The organism is Acinetobacter sp. WCHAc060042 (genome assembly GCF_003231195.1).
Taxonomy (GTDB): Bacteria; Pseudomonadota; Gammaproteobacteria; order Pseudomonadales; family Moraxellaceae; genus Acinetobacter.
The window spans coordinates 62,059-81,214 of the sequence record NZ_QKVN01000004.1 but is presented as its reverse complement, the minus strand read 5'-3'; the positions used below and the strand labels follow the sequence as shown (position 1 = coordinate 81,214).

The window sequence follows — 19,156 nt, the reverse complement described above, 5'->3', positions numbered from 1 at the left end:
AATGAATCCTCAACAATATCGCTTAGAAGATCTTGCTCGTTTAGTTCAGGGTGAGTGCGTAGGTCAAGCAGACTTGATCTTCAAAGGATTGGCTAGTCTAGACTCTGCTGAGTCTAGACATGTTGCTTTTGTGAATAGTGAGAAATACTTAGATCAAGCACGACAGTCTAAAGCTGGAGCCTTCATTGTTACAGCAGCTCTGAAAGATCACTTGGTTGAACATCAAAACTTTATTATTGTTGCTAATCCTTATTTAGCATTTGCAATTTTAACGCATGCTTTTGAGGCTAAGCATACTGAGCAGGGTATCGAAAGTACTGCACAGATTCATTCCTCAGCAATTATTTCGGATAGTGCCTATATTGGTCATTATGTTGTGATTGGTGAAAATTGTGTGATTGGTGATCATACAATTATCCAGTCGCATGTCACCATTCATGATGGTGTTGAAATTGGACGTAATGGTCTGATTGAATCGCATGTAAATTTAATGTCATGTAAAATTGGCGATCGTGTACGTATCCATGCCAATACTGCAATAGGTGGAGAAGGTTTTGGTTTCGCTCCATACCAAGGTAAATGGCATCGCATTGCACAATTGGGTTCTGTCATTATTGGAAATGATGTGCGAATTGGGTCGAATTGTAGTGTCGATCGAGGTGCTTTGGATGACACGATTTTGGAAGATGGTGTCATTATTGATAACCTTGTGCAAATTGCACATAACGTTAAAATCGGTGCAAATTCCGCATTTGCTGCAAAGACCGCTGTAGCAGGTAGCACGACCATTGGCAAAAATTGTATTGTTGGTGGTGGTTCTGCAATTGCTGGACACTTAAATATTGCTGATAATGTGACGTTAACAGGAATGTCAATGGTCACAAATAATATTTCTGTGGCTGGAACTTATTCTTCAGGCATAGGGCTTTTTGAAAATCAAAAGTGGAAACGTACGGTTGTGCGTTTAAGACAATTAGCAGATGTGCCATTGACCCAACTGGTCAAAAAAATTGATCATATGCAGACTCAAATAGAGTCCCTTGAATCAACAATTAAATTGCGTAAATAGAAATATGATGACTGAGTCGAATTCTACTAGTTTCACGAAACCTGAATTGCCAATGACAATTCAAACGATCCGTGAATACTTGCCACACCGCTATCCTTTTTTATTGGTCGATCGTGTTGTTGATGTGACTGAAAATGGTATTGTGGCTTATAAAAATGTGTCTATTAATGAAGAATTTTTTCAAGGACACTTCCCCAATTATCCAATTATGCCAGGTGTTTTGATTGTCGAAGCATTAGCACAAGTATCAGGCATTCTTGGTTTTATCATGAATGATGAAAAACCGAGTGAAGGCTCTTTGTTCTTGTTTGCAGGTGCAGAGAAAGTTCGCTTTAAAAAGCAAGTCGTTGCAGGTGACCAATTGGTGTTAAAATCAGAATTGGTTATGCAGAAACGTGGTATTTACAAATATAATTGTATTGCCACCGTTGACGGTGTAGTAGCAGCATCTGCGGAAATTATGGTTTCGCATCAGAAAATAGAGCAATCATGAGCAATAACGAATTTATTCACCCTACAGCAATTATCGATGCATCTGCCGTGATTGCAGCAGATGTAAAGATTGGACCGTATTGTGTTATTGGTCCAAATGTCACCATTGGTGCAGGTACACAGTTACACTCACATGTGGTGGTCGGTGGTTATACGCGTATTGGCGAGCAGAATGAAATTTTCCAATTCGCAAGCGTGGGTGAGGTATGTCAGGATCTAAAATATGCAGGTGAAGAAACCTGGTTAGAAATTGGCGACCATAATAAAATTCGTGAACATTGTAGTTTACACCGTGGTACGGTTCAGGATCACGGTCTTACTAAGATTGGTAGCCATAATCTATTGATGGTTAATACACATATCGCACATGACTGTGTGGTAGGTAATCATAATATTTTTGCAAACAATGTTGGTGTGGCTGGTCATGTTCATGTAGGAGACTATGTGATTGTCGGCGGTAACTCAGGGATACACCAGTTCTGTAAGATTGATTCTTACAGTATGATTGGTGGTGCGTCCTTGATCGTGAAAGATGTACCTGCTTATGTAATGGTTTCTGGTAACCCTGCACATGCTTTTGCGATGAATGTTGAAGGCATGCGTCGTAAAGGTTGGTCTAAAAATGTGATTCAAGGTTTACGCACAGCATTTAAATTGATCTATAAAGAAGGTCTAACGACAGAGCAGGCTTTAGAACGTATCCGTGCAGAAATTTTGCCTGAAGTTGCTGAGGTACAATTGCTCATCGACTCATTAGAACAGTCAGAACGAGGCATTGTGCGTTAAGCTCATTCTAAATATAAAAAAAGACACTTCGCGTGTCTTTTTTTATATCTATAGGAAAATCATTTTTTAAAGAAAGAAGCCTCTTCAGACTTAGGATATTGTTTAAGTAGCTTGGCTTTATATTGATTGGCTTGAGTTGTGTTTTTATCTACTTCTTTGGCAATATTATAGAGCTGATAAACAGCGCGTGGTGCACGCGAGGAGTTAGGGTATTTGTTCGCCACAATACCATAGTTTTTCTTTGCTTCTGCATAGTTGGTGGGTTCAACGGCTAAGTTGAACTCTGCTAACCAAAAATAGGCATTGCTAATATAAACACTATTGGGATTGTTCTTAATAAAATTTTGCATAGGTGCAATCGCTTTCTTTGCACCGCCTTGCTTATACGCATCTAGAGCTACGGTATAGGCTGCTTTTTCTAGTTCCGATGGTTCAGACGTATTCTGTGTGCTGACAACCACAGGCGGTTTATTTGCTGGGTTTACTGGGGGGGCTGTGTTGTTCCCGGAGCTTGTGTTGGTTGTGTTGGTGCTGGGAGTAATATCCTGTTGATTATCCTCCGCTGCATTACTTGCTTCAGGGTCTAGTTTTTGTTGAAGTAATTCTAAACGCTGATCTAGGTCAGCGTAGCGGTTTTCTAATTCATGTTTAAGCTGAGCAATTTCATTATCCTGTTCTTCCATCTTGCCGCGCAAGATACGCAAATCATTTTCTAGTTGCTGGTTTTTTTGCATGATTTGCCAATTGATATTGGTTGCAGTGGCTCCTGCACCCGTATCTACAGCTAAGCTAGTTGAGCTGACACTGTTATTGCTGGCTTGACTTAAGCCTAGTGATTCAATTGGAACGTTGGCGAAAACAGACGTTGTGCAAAGTAGGGTGAGGGCACATAGGCTATGCTTCTTTAGCATCATGAAATATCCGTGTTGTCATGCTTTTGATGTAGACACATCAAACAAAATTTATTTACCCCATTAAAAACGGCAATGTTCTGAAATGCAATAAGCTTTTACATTGTTGTCGTGTATTTAGGTAAAGGATTGTAGTACCGATGTTGTTTAAAATAGAATGTCTTTTTCTCAGTTTGTTTTATAAATAATCAATTGAATGAAATGCTTACTTAAAAAGCATTTATAGGCTTGCAACTTGGGAGAAAATCTCTATACTCTGTTCTTGCAATGGTAGCCCTGCCGGTTACTTCGCAATTGTACTCTACGAACCCCGCCAGGACCGGAAGGTAGCAACGGTAGTAGAAATATGATGTGCCGAAGGCTTGCTGGTAGGGTTGCCACCAGTTTTATAAATATAAAAGAATAAAAATGAAAGATTATTATGGCATTGATGCTGGTTTAGTCGTTACTATTGAATCCTCTAAAAAATTAAAAGTGTTTTACTTTTTATTTTCTTTTTTGTAATTACCATTATTTTTATCTATTTCTTGATTTTATATTTTATTTCAAATGGCTTTTTAAATTATATCTCCATAGGTATGGTTATATTTTATCTATGTGTATTATTTCGCATTATTATTTAGATGTACGGATGTCTAATGGCGAGATCAGAGGATCAAGGCTAGATCAGGTGACTACTATAATACAAGTGTTGATGGTGCTTATAAGATGACACTACATAAAAGTAACTTAGGCATTACTGGGTCTAGTTATGAATTGCAGTAAGTTGAGGGTTTTATCTGTATTTAAAGTCTCAAAGACTTCTTCGTATGCTCAAGTTTTAGTGATGTATCTCAGCCTTAAATTCCTTATGATATGAGTGTTAAATGACGATTCAATCTTCCATTTTTCTCGAAATGGCTTTCATAATCGCATCCATTTCAAAGCCACGATACATTAAAAAACGGATTTGTTTGGCTTTGAGTTTTGGATCTGTTGCGACCTCAGTTCCATACTTTTTAATTTTGAGTTGATAGGCTTGTTCGACCCAATCGGTTTCTCTCAGTTCTTCTAAAATTAACCCTGTATCTATCTTTTTTGTTTTTAGCGCCATTTTGATACGGTTAGGGCCTTTGCCCTTACGTTTTTGGCTCGATAGCATAATTTCGGCAACGCGTTGATCACTTTGGTAGTTTTGTGCGGAAAGCTCTTCAACCAGTGTAATCACTTCTTCGCGGTACCTTGCCCATGTGGTTAATTTTTCAATCAATTCTGCTTTTGAATACTCTTTACGTGTCAGTACAGCAAATGCATAAGAACGTAGACGAGAACCTGTTAAACCTGTGGGTTTGGGCTGATTCTCTTCATCAAAATCTAAGGCATCAACCGTTTCTTGTGTTACCTGCGTGTGGCTGTATTGAGTAGCAGGGGATTCTTCCTCACCAAATTGTTGTTTGAGAGCATCATAGTCAAGAAGTTTGGGAAATTTTGAATTAGGCATAATCGGCTATGAAATAGATCTGAATAAACAAAACGCCCCGTAGGGCGTTTCTTAGTGTAAGCCTAAATGTTGTGTAATCACATTTATTCTTTAGAAAGATGCTTTAAATTAAGCATCTAAAAAGTCTGGCTCTTCTTCATTCTCTTCTACGGGTGCAGCATTTGAAGTAGTAAGCAGTTGATCACGGATGATTTTCTCAATGGTTTCAGCCAACTGAGGATTTTCTTCAAGGTGACGAATCACGTTGTTTTTACCTTGACCGATTTTGTCGCCTTGGTATGAATACCAAGCGCCGGCTTTTTGTACGATTTCTTGCTGAACAGCCAAGTCTACAAGCTCACCTAAGTGGTTCACACCTTTACCATAGAGGATTTGGAAGAGTGCTTCGCGGAATGGCGGTGCCATTTTGTTTTTAACAACTTTGACTTTGGTCTCAGAACCAACAATTTCATCGCCTTCTTTGACCTGACCTACACGGCGGATGTCTAAACGAACAGAAGCATAGAACTTCAGCGCATTACCACCAGTTGTGGTTTCAGGGCTACCAAACATCACACCAATTTTCATACGAATTTGGTTAATGAAGATCACCATACAGTTTGAACGTTTTGCATTACCTGTAATTTTACGTAATGCTTGGCTCATCAAACGTGCTTGTAGGCCCATGTGAGAGTCGCCCATTTCACCTTCAATTTCTGCACGTGGTGTTAATGCAGCTACTGAGTCGACAACGATCAGGTCAATCGCTCCAGAGCGAACTAACATATCTGCAATTTCAAGAGCTTGTTCACCATTATCTGGTTGTGAAACCAGTAGGTTATCAATGTCTACACCTAGTTTGCGTGCATATTGAGGATCTAAAGCGTGTTCGGCGTCAATAAATGCACAAGTGCCGCCTGCTTTTTGACATTCGGCAATCGCTTGCAAAGTCATCGTTGTTTTACCTGAAGATTCAGGACCATAAATTTCAACGATACGACCTTTAGGTAAACCACCAATACCAAGCGCAATATCAAGTGTTAAAGAACCCGTCGATACCGCTTCAACAGCTTGTACGGTGTTATCGCCAAGGCGCATTACTGTGTTTTTGCCAAACTGTTTTTCAATTTGACTTAGCGCAGCATTAAGCGCCTTGCTTTTATTATCATCCATCTTACAACCTCAAAACGATGTCACGGATAGTTACTGAATATGATCACTATAGTGACAGATTTAGTCCGTATCTTCTATAAAAGTCATATCGTGTACGACACAATATGACGCATGTCATTCATCATCATTATAAGACCAGTATTGGTCAAATTGTTGATCATTTTCTTGTCTAAACTTGCTGATATCTCGTCGATCTTTTTTACTCGGGCGATGATCAGGTCGAGCTAGATTATGCAACTTTCTTTGGGTTGCAATCAATTCCCGTCGTGTAATACTGACTTCGGTTTCTTCATAAAGCTTTTGTGCGACTGGTGCAGGACCGCGAACATCAGAGAGCTCTTTGATTACCACGGTTTTCTTATCAATACCTTGTTGAATCGTGAGTTCCATACCAATACGGACTTCACGTGATACTTTGACACGTTCGCCATTGTGGTGGACTTTACCCCCCTCGATGGCATTTTTGGCAATCGAGCGCGTTTTAAAAAAACGTGCTGCCCATAACCATTTATCAATACGCATGCCTACAGCATCTTCAGCTAAAGCGGATTTACGCATATTTTGTAGTGACCTCAGCTTGCTCTAAATAATGAATTAAATCGGTGAGTTGATTTAATATGGGATAAGAGCTCGATACTTTAGATTGTCCCAGTGATGAGGGCTGAGCAATGGTAAATAAGTTTTGAATTCCAAAACTTTCAGCACCTTTAAGCACTTTCTCTGTGTCGTCGATAAAATAGCAGTGTGATGGGTTAAAAGGATGGTGCTTATGAAGATGTTGCCAAAACTCGGTAAATTCTTTGGCATGACCAAGTGTTTCACTGCTGATGATGACATCAAAATATGAGGCCAGTTCAGTGTGTTCAAGCTTAAATTTTAAGCCTTCGCAATCCGCATTGGTTGCAAGCCAACAAGGATAACCATTGGTTTTCAAGTAGTCGAGAAGTTGAATACAACCTTCGCGGAGGCTGACTTTATGCTTAAACTCGTGCTGTAAAGCCAGCGTATCTACACCAACTTTTGCTGTCCAAAAGCGGGTTGAATACCAATTTAAAGTGTGATTATGGGTTTGATAGAACTGAAACAAAGCCTGTCGACTTTGCTCTAAAGAACACTGGTGCTGTTCCGCATAACGAATTGGAAGTTGATGATTCCAAATAAAATCATCGTAAGCAAGATCCAGTAATGTACCGTCCATATCAAAAATAATAAGCGGTTTTTCCATTTAAAAATCTCCAATGTTTTTTCAAGTTCAACAAAGTTTATAGAAAAACCTTTCAAGAAAAATGATGTACATATCTGTGTACATATTTTCTATCTGTACATAGCAGCATTAGAGTATAAAACAACTAGCTTGAAAAAAACGAATGGCATTAAGTGATAGTTAGCTTAAATCTAGCAACAGAAAACTTTGAGATAAGAAGTTGATGGCTACGGATCGGAAGGTTTTTTTATTAGGGTTTTACCTAAGGGTAAGATTATTTTCCAATTTTGTATTCCTTTACTCCCAATAACTCAATAGATGGATTTATGCACTTACCCATTACTTGGATTAACAACAGATGCTTGCTCACAAGTATGCAAATATAAATCAGAACTGAATAAGTGAATAAATCCATGACTGCTGAAACTTAGAGAGGAGAGTCCCCATCTTGAGTAACTCAATATTGCCCATGCTTAGTATTGTTTTATTTCGATTGCTTAATCACCCATCCTGCAGTCTTTTCTATGGTTTCTAGTAGTACGGTCGGTGGAATTTCCCACTTTTGATTGAGTTGGTTGAATAAGCTCAGGTCAATCTGTTCAGTTCTAATAAAATTTAGCATTTCTCCAGACATATCTAATTTTTTTGCCAACCAATGCCATTTTAAAATCCATTTTAAAAAGTAGAGTGATACAAAATGATGTGGAGCTTTGACCTGTATAGCATTAGCAATAATGCTGACCAAAGTCTGTAAGGATAATTGTTCAGGGTTGGCTACTAAAATTTCTTGTTTTAGAGTTTGGGTATCTTTGCCTGCATGGAAAATAGCATTCACAAGCATTGTTACGGATACTAGAGGCAGTGAATGCTGAGGTGTCCCGGGCAGTGCCTTCATTTTTCTTTGTTTGAGCTGTTGAATTAGGGTGGCAATCGGCTGGTTTGCAGGAATTTCTCCACTCATTTCATCACCTATTACTGTGGCAGGGTGAATGACTGTCCATGGGATATTGAGAGTGTCAGCCTGCTTGATCCAGTTAAAATGCCCTTGGATCTTTGAGGCTTCATAAGCACCCAATTTGTCATAAATTTTGGGCCAATCCGTTTTTTCAATATTCTTTCTATAGATGCCTGCTGCCTGTAAATGCTTGTCTAGAGTTAGCATATAGCCAGACAAGTGTATTGCACGTTCTAAATGACAATGCTTGCATACACTATGTAACAGGTTGGTCAGCCCATCAACATTTACTGCTTTAGCTTGCTCCATGGAGAGATTCCATTTAAACAATGCACTCGTATTGTAGAGATAGTTAACTTCTTTTAATGTTTCCCAATCCTGAGGTGATAGACCTAAATGGGGAAGGGTAACATCACCTTGAATGAAACTAAGTTGGCGATAGTCAATTCCCTGTTGTGTTAGCCAAGATCTTAGTTTATGCGGTTGCTCATTTATATTACGGCAGAGAGCAAAGACCCGTGCATTATCACGGAGCAGACGAGCGACAAGGAATTTACCAATAAATCCAGTTGAGCCGACTATTAAGGCGGTTTGGGGTGATGTAAACATAGAACTAACTCCTATTCATTAGTCATTGCTTACGCTAAAGCATGGAGTATACTCCATGGTCAAGAGGGTTTTAAAAATATGCATGGAAATGAGATATGTTGATCGGTGAACTATCACAACAGATTAATTTGAGTCGAGATACCATCCGTTTTTATGAAAAAATGGAGTTAATTCAACCTTTAGTCCGTAATAATGGTTATAAGGATTATCCTGAACAGACGCTGCAACAATTGAAACTCATCCAGACGGCTAAAAATCTAGGTTTTACACTGGCTGAGATAAGGCAAATCACTCAACTAATCAATGAGAATGAAATTCCGGCTACACAATTTCGTTCGATTTTGTCGGAAAAACTAGGGGTGATACAGGAGAAAATATTTCAATTGCTACAGATGCAGAGCATGCTTGAAAACTTATTGGATGGTGAACCTTGCCCTTTAAGGAGTGGGTGTGAAATAGGGGATATTGGGTAATCAATCCTCCCAACTAAATTAAAAATTTCACGTTGCTTTAAACGGTCTGTGTGAAATTGTTATTTGTAACCTAGACTCGCTTTCCAGAAACGCTCATATCACTGTCTGTCTTAAGAGTGTGAATTGAAAATCCTCTGGGTAGATGCGATTTTTTTAATTGGTTTGCAGACGAAAATTTAAACTGGAACTTTATTTGGTTAATATTAGGTGTCATTAATATAACTGGTCAAAATATGATCTTTCCATACACCATTAAGTAAAAGATACTTTCTGGCATAGCCTTCTCGCTCAAATCCTAACTGACGGAGTAGTTTTCCACTACGAAGGTTTTCAGGAACATAATTAGCCATTACACGATTTAGGTTGAGGTCTTTAATTATATAGCTTAAACAAAACTGTAAAGCTTTAGTCATTATGCCTTTTCCTTGATAATCTTGGTCTAACAAGTATCCAAGATAACAAGAACGAAAGGCACCATAGCAAATTTGATCAAATGTAATGGTTCCAATCACCTGCCCATGTTTGAGTAAAACAAATTTAATCGCGCACTTTTCTTTAAATAATTGAGCATAATCAGCAATCTGCTCGTCCCAGTAGTGAGACTGATAAAAAGATTCATCTCTAAGGGGCATTGCATCGGCTAAATGAGTTTTATTTTTTATATAAAAATGAACTAAATTTTCCGACTTGCAATGTTGTAAACCTACAATCTGTATATCATCAATTTTAGACTCAGGGTGGTTCATTAACTTACTCTCTATACGCCTAATTTTATTTAGTAAAATAATACATTTCTCAAGTATTTGAAAAATCATATTCACTTTTTTGACTTTGTATAAGTCAGTCATTTTTGATGTTTTAAACATATAGACTTGTAAAGAAGTGCCCTGATATACCATTGAACCTACAAGTAAGCTTTATGCAAATTTGGGTATCACTCTGTCTAATTCGACACATTCCATTTTTTGATTTCTTGGGCGAGCATTTATAGATGAGTTTTCCCAGTCGGCTATACATGAAAAACCGTGCCTAGAGTAAAGATTTATTGCCCGAATATTATCTTGAGAAACACTCAGAGCTATTCTAAAATGCCCTTTAGAAATTGCTAATTTCTTTATAGCATTGATCAGCATATCTGCTATACCATTACCGCGAAACTCTGGATTGACCCACATGGCGATCAAGCCAAACTCTAGTTCAGTACTTTGTTTTCCACCAGTTATACCAATAGCGCGTTGTCCATTTAGAGCTAAGATATAGTGATATTGAGTTTTATGTGCTGCACGATCACGCCATTGCAATTCACTATACAGCTCAGTGGTAGAGTATGTTGCAGAAAATGCATTAGGACTCTCTAAGAGAGATTCTAAGCGCACAGTTTTTAATATTTCCCAATCTTCTTCGGTGGTCGAACGAATACTTAACTTATCAATATGTATTCTCACTTTAAAGACACCTTATGATTTTGATAAATTTGCATAATACATAAACAAATATAAGCCTTCATCAAGCTCTTTCAATCAGCAATAGTTGTCGGTGTGATTACTATGGTTGAACTTTTTTCTCAATCAGTAATGTCAGCCAATCAAGAAGCGGGTTGCTATTCAAACTAACTCATATAAAACAAAATTGTAGAGCTGATGAGTAGAGCCAGAGCAATAATTGCGAGGATGCTTGCTTGTTTATTTAATTTGTCGTCGTCTATTCCACTACTGAAAAATTTTGAGAGAGGACGATTCTTAACTTGTAATTGACTCCATGGATACCAAAAGCATAGAAAACCTAAAGTTCTCAGGATGCTTTGTAAACTCACAGATTCAAATAACGCTATTATGCTCATTACAACGCAGAACAATCCTAAAAGAAATCCAAACCAAGATTTGATGGGGCGGTTATCGTTAAAATTTGTTGATGAATCATGCATATTATATTTTATAAAGTGTAATCAATAATCATTATTAATTATACCAGATCTGCATTGAAAATTAATGATGATGTAAAAGGTATGCGATGTATCAAGCTCTCAGCGCACATGCGCTTGCTACCATTTTGTGCGACTGTCTCTGCGTCCTGTATGAATTGGGAGTGTTATTTGAGATAGTGCGTATGTTGCTGTTTAGTGAAGATTGGTGAGTAGAAAAAAACCATTTTTATCTTTAGCTACTGGTGAATATTGAAAGCAAACAGGTTGTTGCGGTTTTAGCAGCGTGAGTCTCGGTAAGTGTTTGATGACCTGTTTACGGCCGCTAAAGCTAAACAGATCGCCATGTGTATTCTTGAAAGTATATTGGTTCAATACTATCTGACCGACCAAGAAAAGGAGTCGGCTTTAGACGTCTGAGTCAAGTATGATTTTTAAGAGTATGGCGCTGCACTTCAAATGTTAATCTAAATTATAGAAACTTTGGTGAACAAAAAAGGTCATTTTGAGTCAGTCAAGGGATATGCTGAAAGCAAGATGAATTGAATATTAAGTAATTACTTTTTTAGTATTTATTTTTGTATTAAATTTTTTCTTACATTTAAAATGTCGACAAATAAAACGAAATATTGAAAGATTTGGCCAAATTTACAAGGAAAAGGATAGTGAATGTTTTCATGGCTTTTTATAAGTTTGGTCATTACCATCCTCTTAACACCTGGACCAACGAATACACTTTTAGCGTCTTCAGGTATTGAAACTGGTGTCAAAAAATCCCTTAAATTGATTCCTGCTGAAGTGATAGGCTACTTTATTGCAATCACCGTATGGGGCGTTTTAATTGACTCAATTGCTGAATCTCTCCCCATTTTACCGCCAGTACTGAAACTTTGCAGTGCAGCCTATATTATTTATTTAGCCTTTAAATTATGGAAAACTTCTACAGTTGATGCAGATTTAAACCAACCCTCAATTACAGCCAAGTCACTTTTCTGCGCGACAATGCTCAATCCAAAAGCTCTGTTGTTTGCTTCAGCCGTTTTTCCAATTGCCGCATGGTCAAGTCTTCAATCATATACGGTGCACATGGGGTTATTTTTATGTCTAATTACTCCAATTGCGTTATTTTGGATATTTATTGGTTCTGTATTGGTTGCTAATAGAATTTCATGGCTAAATCAAAAAAACTTGCAGCGTACAGCTTCTTTAGTTTTGGTTAGTTTTTCAATTCCGCTGAGTTATTCTGCAGTTATGTCTATGTAATGTGATTTTCATCAGATTTTCATTTTGCATTGTTAAAATCAAAGCCACCTTTAAGGTGGCTTTTGTATATGTGTAGCAAAAGTAGATAAAAATTGGCTGACTTATGCTAAGAAAATGATGTTGGTGATTGATCAGAATGATTAATAAATAAAGATGTTGCACTGGTTATTTAACTTAGAATCAGGTAAAACATGGATCGAATGACAATAAAATAGAGATGAATAAATGAGTGAACTCAGTTTAGATTTTTTAGATGAAACCCTAGATAAATATGAGGCAAAAGGAAAGAAAAAAGCAATTAAGAAGATTCGTATCGGTTATATGTTATATGCAAAATTTATGTCGAATCCGAAATTTGCAGATAACGTCATCAATTCTTCGCTAGACCCGAAAAAGCGTACCTATCGGAACACTAAGATTAAAATTACCCATGATGAATACGAGCTCACATTTTTAAGAAATGACGATTGAGTCGGCATGGTTTTATAAAAGCAATTCAGCTTCATCAATTTGAAATATTTAAGCTGTAGTATCTGTGTCATAAATATAAATGCTAAATGATTAAATGCGGTATGTGTAGTTTAAGCCTGTTTATTTGGAGAGAGATAAACAGGCTTTTTTGTTAAATAAAATAATTTTATGGTCTGATTTTTAGACAAAAGCCCTATCTATTTTTGTGGTGATCGGGCTTTATTTTTAATTTATATTTTTCAAAATATTGTTTTGACATCATTTCATCATATTGTTCATAGATACTCTTTTTTATTTTGAGTTGATTTATATGCCAATTGTTACTGCAAATGAACTAGACGACATTCTGAACGCATTAATTTCCAAAAATAAAAAACCCGAAAAAATTTTGATTGGATATAAAGCTTATAGTGAACTAATGAATGATCGGAAGTTCTTATCTGAAGTCGCGGGTTCTGCGATGGATCCGAATAAAAGAAAATATCAAAAAATTAAAATTAAAGTGACACAGGATGAGTATCAGCTTGAAGTAAAGTGTGCAGATTAATAGTAAATAACAGCGGTCTGTACAAAATGCATAAAAATGTGTCGGATTTTGCATTTTTAATTGATGTATTCAAAATATAGGTTTATACTGTGTCACGAAATTAAAGTGCTGTAGCTTTTCTCGTTTTATATCCCACGCTTCCATGCGTGGGATTTTTTTTGCTCAAAATTTTTGTCATCAGTGATCATGTAAACATTTGCCCATGAGATGTGCTTGATGAAATGATCATGTCATGTAGTGGCTCCAAGTAGAGATTGGTTAAGGCTGCACAATCGTTTTACATTTTTCTAGTATCATCAGCGTATAATGTTTTTTGAAAAGATACTCTAAGATCTAGAGCGTCTTTATGGGTATGTATCGGCATTTAAGTGTTGAAAATTTTTTGAGTTGCTTGATTCAATAAAAAAGGGTATCGCATGTTCAGAACAATCATTGCACCGCAAGATGCTTTAATTCAGCAACTTGTACCTATTGTGACTCAGGCATGTGAAATTTTGCGTGCAGAATACCAAGCGTATGTTGCAGGCGATGATTTTAGCATTGAAAAAAAGACAGATGATTCGCCTGTGACGCAAGCGGACTATCGTGTTAATCAATACATTACAGAGGCTTTAGAAAAAATATTCCCTCAAATGCCTATTTTGTCTGAAGAAGGGAAGCATACACATAGACAGCACTGGACGTCTTTTTGGATGCTTGATCCTTTAGACGGTACTAAAGAGTTCTTACATCAGCGTCCCGAATTTACTATCAATTTGAGTTTGATTGATGGAGCACACACAAGTTTTGCCGTGCTTGCAATTCCATGTGAGCAACAAATTTACTTCTGCCCAAAGCAAGGTCAGCCTTTAAAATACGCTATTGAAAAAGATGTATGGTCTGAATATTATTTATCGGAACAGCAACACACCGTACAAGTCGGTTTAAGCCAAAGTAGCCAGAGCAAGCCTCAATATCAACTTTATTTAGATCAATTAGAAAAGCTGACTGAAATTACAGAATACCGTGCAGGAAGCGCTTACAAGTTTTGTATGATGCTTGAAGATCGTGTAGACATTTATCCACGGTTCCACCCAACGTCTGAATGGGATACCAGTGCAGGTCAATGCTTGTTGGAGCGCATCGGTGGTGGCTTGATTGATTTTCAGGGACGGCCATTCGTATATAACCAAAGAGCGAGTTTATTAAATGGCGGTTTTATTGCTTATCGAAATAACGATATGAAAAAACTCGCATTACAAGCACTTGAACTAATGCCTTCATTGGCTTGAGCTAAAAATTAAGCGTGCTATAGTGTTTTTTGAATTATTGAGTTGTTGTTGATTATGGCCTTAGACTTGCTCCCGCCTAGTATGCTGAAAGCCATCGACTTATTGCCCGATGCAAAAACGCCGGTGACGTTATTTACACGTCATTCTATTCGTGAAGTTGTCACTGGTCAGGGTCTTGCAGGCTATGATTTACAATTGACCCATCAAGGGCGTGATTTGGCTGAAGCTTGGGGCTCATATTTAATTGATAATACTGACCGAGTTATTCAACACTGTATTTCTAGCCCAATTCAGCGTTGTATTGATACTGCTGCGTTAATGATTCAGGGGGCAGATGCGCAAACGCTTGAACCGAATACTCACCGCATAGAAATTATTGAGCAGGGTTTATTGGTTGAACCCGGAAGCTTTGTGTTAGACATTAAACAAGCAGGTCCTTATTTTCAGCGGCAAGGCGCATTGGGTTTTATTAATAGTTTTGTTAATAATGCCTTGCCAGGTATGAAGCATCCGATTCATGGTGTGGTTGATGTCTTGGAACTCATATATAACACTCATCCGAGCACCCCTTATGGTTTGAGCCTTGCTGTTAGCCACGATACGATCTTAGCTGCAATTTTGGCAGTGATTTCGGGGCGTACTATAGTAACCAAAGAAGATTGGCCAAAAATGATGGAAGGTCTATTTGTCTGGTTTGAGGGCGATGTGTTTTTGGAATCTAAATTAAAATGGATTTGGCGCGGTGAAATTCATGAGCTGAATATTCAAGAGTTTCAGCAGCTTTAAGTTTGGGGTTTAAAAACATAGATATTTTTGTTGCTTATTCATTGCATCTCATTGATTTTATTAAATTTAATATTGAAAATAATCAACGAGATGGCAAGCTATTATCATGCTAATCAAAGCATGTACTGTCGTGTAAAAAACTAAATTTTTGCTTTCAGTCGGTTAGGGAAGTCATGTAAGTCGATACTTAGTCCTTCATCATTCAACGGCCATAAAGAAGTATTAACTGCCACAGTTTGCTGATGCATTCGACTGTATTTATCTGCAGCAATGAGTGTTGCAATTTCATGATTGGCAAGCGTGTATGCATTCACAACATCGACAGGGTATTGTGTACGCGCATAAAATTCAGCTTCAGTCTCGCCTTGGTGCAAAGCAAAAATACGTTCAATGGCTGGTAAATACACACCATAACCTAGCCATGCATCGACCCCTTGTGAGGCTTGAATTTCAGCAGTACCACGCATATTTGAAATTACTTTGGCGAGAACATCTTTTTCACCTTTGGTATTAAAATAGTCAATATATTGTTGTTCTGTAGGTTGAAACTTTTCAAGTGTTGGCAGAAATTTGCTGATCATTTTATTCCCCCAGGTGCAGGTTTTATCTGGTTTCATTGTAGGAAAACAGAATACCATATTATTTTTATGGAATTATGTTTTTAATCGCTACGAATCTGAAAATGAGGCCGACAAGTCAGGCTGCTAAAAAAAGATTCAAATTTTTAAAATTGATTGATAAAAACTTTCTACTAAATTGCTGAGAATCTAGCTGTAACGTTCAGCATTCTTTTTTATAAATTTAAGCTGTATCACATAATTTATATTTTTCGGACTTGCATTTTCCAGAGTTGAAAATATTCGTCACTATGTAACAGATGATGTGAATTGAATATAAACGCCAAATCAGGTTTAATAATTAAGTTTTTGATTTATATGTTTAAATTTTAAAAATTAAAGTTTTTTTGTGATGATTTTGGGGGAAAGTTGTGAAAAGTGCGAATGGGTTTATATATTGTAAGTTAAGCCTCTGTGTTGTGACGCTGATGCTCGTAGCATGTGGTGGTGGCGGTGGTCATGATGATGGGGATAAAGGAGTTGAAGATTCCACAGCACCTGTCGTAACACCTTATGCTGAGCCTACACATGATGTTTCAGACACAAATACCTTGGGTTATTTTGATTACGATGCAAACGCGAATACACGCGTAATCCGTAACGATTTAACTGGTAGTTTTGAGGCTATGTTGCAATTCGGTCAGAGTCATGTGGTTGATCCAAATGGCAATGAAAGTAAAAAAATGCCACGTCTAACGATGGAAAAAGAAGCGTTGTTGTTAGTTACGCCAAATGATGCTATGGGGAAAATTGAGAGTCTGAAAGCAGATATTTATATGAATAACCAATGGTTAAGAACCATTGAGCTGGATGACCCAACACAGATTCCTGCATCGGATCAGACCAATACTGATGATCGGGCTCGAGTGCAATATAGTCAGCGTGCATGGAGTGCGCGACTCAATTGGGATGAAATTCGTCCAGGGTTGAGTATTCAGCTGAAAGACTCTACTGGCCGTCAAGGACAAATTACGCAAGATAAAATTGATTTTGCCTCTCCAGGAGAGTTGGTCTTAAACAATATTCGTATCGGGATGCTAACTGCACCGCCTGTCGCTACAGGGCACTATATGTTGAATGATCCAGTACGTGCAGGTTCGGATTACTTCCAAACAATCCCTGCTGCTGAAATGACTATTGCAAAATATGATGATATTCAGCTTGATCGGGTCATGATTGCGGATGGAACTATTTACAATACAGCAAGTGCGGATCAAGGTGGTGTGTATGAAGGTGACATGCGTGAAAATGTTGGTAAATCGACTTTTAGTGTAGGAATAAATTTGGCGAATTGGGGTGTCACCAGTGCCTCAATGGCTAGCCAAAGTCAGCCTCAGTTAACTCAAACGGTGGTTGCACATCATAGTCGTGGGAAATATGCCAATGGTGAAAGTACTCATGGTTTAAGTGGGGGGAATGGCATGCTGACCTTATATGATTCGGTTGGCAACGAATTTAGCCATGAAATAGGGCATCATTATGGACTTGGACATTATCCAGGGCAGGAAGGTGAGAATCAGTTTTGGACTTCTCATCATGCTGACAGTGGCTGGGGCTATATTCCGTATCGGAATATGATGCGGGGTAATTTGATTTGGAATAGCAAGGACTTATGGGCGGCTTCCACAGGAATTGCGAACTTCTTGGCTTTATATCCACATAGTCGAGATGCCATGTCTGGTGGTTATGCATCAAGCTCAGTTTCACGCTATACCCACTATACGGGTTATAGTACCTACTTGAAAATTCAACCACACTTTAACCGTTATGTTTGGGATAAGAGCTCGCCTACAGGTTATAAAAAGTGGAATGAAGTCACACGTCAGATGGATGTGGCACAGCCAATCATGCCAGATTCTACTGCCCCTGTTTGGTATCAGCCAAAGCAAAACTATCTACGTCCACGAATCTTTGGCGAACCTGTATTGACCATTTTAGGTGGTTACGATCCGGTAGCCCAAGTTGGATTATTATATCCAGCAGCACGCTCAAACTGGGGTAATGTCTATGATTTACCTGTAGCCAACACGGCGTTGGGTCAGGCTGCATGTTGGTTAAATGTACAGTATCCAAAGACAGTGACCAATATCGCTCTAGCCCCGACACGTTTAGGCAGTAATGCCAATAAATTGCATGTCAACTTAGCGCTTGCGGAGCAGCCACAAAAAGTTGATTTATACTGTAAGCAAGCCAATGCGGAGGCAAAATTATTATCAACCATTGTGATTCCACAATATGCTACGGCGATTACGCCTGCGGTAAAAATTGGAAAGGCTCAAGGCTATAAAGCCTTACGTGATTTAGAGTTGCCTCTGCTTGAACAAGAGCTACTTAACCAAGCGACAAACAATATGATTGTTTTATCTCCAAATGGTTTAATGCTTTATCAAGCTTATAAGTCTTATAAGAATGAAATGAGCGTAGCTGCTCAACAGCAATTGGTGCGTTATGAAGAGCAAGAAAACAAATTGATGCGTTTAAACCGTTGGATAAATGTCTACTATGACGATTTAGCCAAAGAGGTATCTGCAGCTGTTGATGCAATGAATGCTTTTGTTGTGAAATTAGGCTTGCAACAAGATAACCCGCTTGAGCAAAGTGCATTATTGAAAAACAATAAAAACTGCTTAAAAACCGAGCTGACATCTGGCCAGAATATAGATGTTTATATTAGTGGGCCATCGAGCTGTGTGGGTGATGATACGGAACAATGGGTTTATGATGGCTTAGGTCGTATTCATAATAAGGCTATAATCGGGCAGTGTTTAACAGGCAATGGAGGGAGTGCAAAAGTAACTCTCACGGAGTGTGTGAAGAATAACTTAGCACAAGTGTGGTCAATGGATGTATCGACTTCTGCCATTAAGCAAGCTGGACAATGCCTAGATTTGAATACTGGTAATTTGGTGAATAATCGTCAAATTGCAATTCGATACAGTTGCTCTGGTAATAATAATCAAAGGTGGACGATGCTGAACCAAAATACAAGTTTGATTTTGGCTGGAGCAAGCTCAAAAAATATTGGTATTTTAGTGAAACACTTAAAAACTGGATCTGTGAATTAAGTACGTTGTTAAGTGGGTAATGTATTTTAAAGTGAAATTAAAAGAGAGCTCTCGGCAGGGAGCTTTTTTTGTAAGTTAATATTT

19 protein-coding genes and 1 other RNA gene are annotated in these 19,156 nt (G+C 38.0%); 11 read left to right on the top strand and 9 right to left on the bottom strand.

Features of this window, described 5'->3' with window-relative positions; translation table 11 throughout:
- The first annotated feature begins 1 nt into the window (after window position 1).
- From lpxD to lpxA, 3 genes are read left to right on the top strand one after another with little or no spacing between them, the layout of a single operon-like run.
- Complete coding sequence (gene lpxD / locus DPG01_RS03000; protein ID WP_110974142.1) at window positions 2–1,069, top strand: UDP-3-O-(3-hydroxymyristoyl)glucosamine N-acyltransferase; 1,068 nt, start codon at window positions 2–4, stop codon at window positions 1,067–1,069.
- Window positions 1,070–1,076: 7 nt separating this feature from the next.
- Entirely contained in the window at window positions 1,077–1,562 is a 486-nt protein-coding gene (gene fabZ / locus DPG01_RS02995) for a 3-hydroxyacyl-ACP dehydratase FabZ (RefSeq protein WP_162900230.1), read from the top strand.
- Window positions 1,559–2,347, top strand: a complete 789-nt coding sequence (gene lpxA, locus DPG01_RS02990; protein ID WP_110974141.1) for an acyl-ACP--UDP-N-acetylglucosamine O-acyltransferase — start codon at window positions 1,559–1,561, stop codon at window positions 2,345–2,347. The genes fabZ and lpxA overlap by 4 nt, the downstream gene beginning before the upstream one ends.
- Before the next feature lie 59 nt (window positions 2,348–2,406).
- On the opposite strand, the gene DPG01_RS02985 is transcribed toward lpxA, so the two are convergent.
- Window positions 2,407–3,261: a tetratricopeptide repeat protein gene (locus DPG01_RS02985; protein ID WP_110974140.1), complete on the bottom strand. Its 855-nt coding sequence runs from the start codon at window positions 3,259–3,261 to the stop codon at window positions 2,407–2,409.
- A 274-nt stretch (window positions 3,262–3,535) separates the two neighbouring features.
- Here DPG01_RS02985 and ffs point away from each other — a divergent pair.
- Window positions 3,536–3,632, top strand: an RNA gene (gene ffs, locus DPG01_RS02980) — signal recognition particle sRNA small type.
- Between the two features lie 500 nt (window positions 3,633–4,132).
- Here the strand turns inward: ffs and DPG01_RS02975 are convergent.
- The 5 genes from DPG01_RS02975 to DPG01_RS02955 form a co-directional block, all read right to left on the bottom strand.
- Window positions 4,133–4,738 (bottom strand): regulatory protein RecX, encoded by a 606-nt coding sequence (locus DPG01_RS02975; RefSeq protein ID WP_110974139.1) that lies wholly within the window; start codon window positions 4,736–4,738, stop codon window positions 4,133–4,135.
- A 108-nt stretch (window positions 4,739–4,846) separates the two neighbouring features.
- The gene (recA, locus tag DPG01_RS02970; RefSeq protein WP_086207609.1) at window positions 4,847–5,890 is read right to left on the bottom strand and encodes a recombinase RecA; all 1,044 of its coding nucleotides are present in this window, start codon (window positions 5,888–5,890) and stop codon (window positions 4,847–4,849) included.
- A 114-nt stretch (window positions 5,891–6,004) separates the two neighbouring features.
- Entirely contained in the window at window positions 6,005–6,448 is a 444-nt protein-coding gene (locus DPG01_RS02965) for an RNA-binding S4 domain-containing protein (RefSeq protein WP_110974138.1), read from the bottom strand.
- Window positions 6,441–7,115, bottom strand: coding sequence for an HAD-IA family hydrolase (locus DPG01_RS02960; protein ID WP_086207607.1), 675 nt, complete (start codon window positions 7,113–7,115; stop codon window positions 6,441–6,443). Before DPG01_RS02960 ends, DPG01_RS02965 begins: the two co-directional genes overlap by 8 nt.
- A 463-nt stretch (window positions 7,116–7,578) precedes the next feature.
- Window positions 7,579–8,658 carry an SDR family oxidoreductase gene (locus DPG01_RS02955; protein WP_110974137.1) on the bottom strand — a complete coding sequence of 360 codons (1,080 nt, stop codon included), beginning with the start codon at window positions 8,656–8,658 and terminating at the stop codon, window positions 7,579–7,581.
- Between the two features lie 95 nt (window positions 8,659–8,753).
- Here DPG01_RS02955 and DPG01_RS02950 point away from each other — a divergent pair, with 95 nt between their 5' ends.
- Window positions 8,754–9,131: a MerR family transcriptional regulator gene (locus DPG01_RS02950; RefSeq protein WP_110974136.1), complete on the top strand. Its 378-nt coding sequence runs from the start codon at window positions 8,754–8,756 to the stop codon at window positions 9,129–9,131.
- Between the two features lie 203 nt (window positions 9,132–9,334).
- On the opposite strand, the gene DPG01_RS02945 is transcribed toward DPG01_RS02950, so the two are convergent.
- Together DPG01_RS02945 and DPG01_RS02940 are read right to left on the bottom strand one after the other, a co-directional pair.
- Window positions 9,335–9,979, bottom strand: coding sequence for a GNAT family N-acetyltransferase (locus tag DPG01_RS02945; protein ID WP_162622318.1), 645 nt, complete (start codon window positions 9,977–9,979; stop codon window positions 9,335–9,337).
- A gap of 69 nt (window positions 9,980–10,048) precedes the next feature.
- Window positions 10,049–10,576, bottom strand: a complete 528-nt coding sequence (locus DPG01_RS02940) for a GNAT family N-acetyltransferase (RefSeq protein WP_110974134.1) — start codon at window positions 10,574–10,576, stop codon at window positions 10,049–10,051.
- A gap of 1,145 nt (window positions 10,577–11,721) precedes the next feature.
- Between DPG01_RS02940 and DPG01_RS02925 the strand changes: the two genes are divergently transcribed.
- From DPG01_RS02925 to DPG01_RS02905, 5 genes are all read left to right on the top strand, one after another.
- The gene (locus tag DPG01_RS02925; RefSeq protein WP_086207602.1) at window positions 11,722–12,315 is read left to right on the top strand and encodes a LysE family translocator; all 594 of its coding nucleotides are present in this window, start codon (window positions 11,722–11,724) and stop codon (window positions 12,313–12,315) included.
- A gap of 225 nt (window positions 12,316–12,540) precedes the next feature.
- The gene (locus DPG01_RS02920) at window positions 12,541–12,786 is read left to right on the top strand and encodes a hypothetical protein (RefSeq protein ID WP_086207601.1); all 246 of its coding nucleotides are present in this window, start codon (window positions 12,541–12,543) and stop codon (window positions 12,784–12,786) included.
- Between the two features lie 310 nt (window positions 12,787–13,096).
- The gene (locus DPG01_RS02915) at window positions 13,097–13,333 is read left to right on the top strand and encodes a hypothetical protein (RefSeq protein ID WP_086207600.1); all 237 of its coding nucleotides are present in this window, start codon (window positions 13,097–13,099) and stop codon (window positions 13,331–13,333) included.
- Between the two features lie 416 nt (window positions 13,334–13,749).
- A complete protein-coding gene (locus DPG01_RS02910) occupies window positions 13,750–14,604 on the top strand; it encodes a 3'(2'),5'-bisphosphate nucleotidase CysQ family protein (protein ID WP_086207599.1) in 855 nt (284 codons plus the stop codon).
- A gap of 54 nt (window positions 14,605–14,658) precedes the next feature.
- On the top strand, window positions 14,659–15,390 hold the full coding sequence (locus DPG01_RS02905) for a histidine phosphatase family protein (RefSeq protein WP_110974132.1): 732 nt from the start codon (window positions 14,659–14,661) through the stop codon (window positions 15,388–15,390).
- A 140-nt stretch (window positions 15,391–15,530) separates the two neighbouring features.
- On the opposite strand, the gene DPG01_RS02900 is transcribed toward DPG01_RS02905, so the two are convergent.
- Window positions 15,531–15,971 carry a hypothetical protein gene (locus tag DPG01_RS02900; protein WP_086208226.1) on the bottom strand — a complete coding sequence of 147 codons (441 nt, stop codon included), beginning with the start codon at window positions 15,969–15,971 and terminating at the stop codon, window positions 15,531–15,533.
- 464 nt (window positions 15,972–16,435) lie between these two features.
- On the opposite strand from DPG01_RS02900, the gene DPG01_RS02895 reads away from it, so the two are divergent.
- Complete coding sequence (locus DPG01_RS02895; protein ID WP_110974131.1) at window positions 16,436–19,072, top strand: M66 family metalloprotease; 2,637 nt, start codon at window positions 16,436–16,438, stop codon at window positions 19,070–19,072.
- The last annotated feature ends 84 nt before the right edge of the window (window positions 19,073–19,156 follow it).